This window comes from Bacillus sp. SIMBA_008, assembly GCF_046535495.1.
Classification (GTDB): domain Bacteria; phylum Bacillota; class Bacilli; order Bacillales; family Bacillaceae; genus Bacillus; species Bacillus subtilis.
In genome coordinates this window covers 1-308 of record NZ_JAWRWL010000230.1, presented here as the reverse complement: position 1 = coordinate 308, position 308 = coordinate 1, and the positions used below count along the sequence as shown (strand labels likewise).

At 47.4% G+C, this 308-nt stretch carries 1 protein-coding gene; it reads left to right on the top strand.

Going from position 1 to position 308, the window contains the following annotated elements; all coding sequences use genetic code 11:
* Window positions 1-85, top strand: an 85-nt coding sequence (locus tag SB658_RS22960) for a hypothetical protein (protein ID WP_410602561.1), incomplete at its 5' end; no start/stop codon positions are given.
* Window positions 86-308: the final 223 nt, after the last annotated feature.

The following is a 308-nucleotide window of genomic DNA, read 5'->3' as shown; positions in this document are numbered from 1 at the left end:
TTTACCGACAAAATATCGAGCTGATCTCATTTTAAAAAAAGGCGATCAGCATAAGGTGGAAGAGATCGCCATCCGCCGAGTATAAAGAAAAACCGCTCAAACGAGAGCGGTTTTTTTAGTGACCCCCCCTTACTTTTACAGCGACGGCAGCCGCCGTTCGTTTTTTTAGGCGGTAGTATCCGATGAGTAAGAACGGAACGCCTGCAGCAGTGACAATCGCCAAGACTGAAAAAATGGAAAGGGGATGGGATGCACCAAATAAATCAATACACAATCCTCCGACAAACGGTCCGACGACGCTGCCTAGC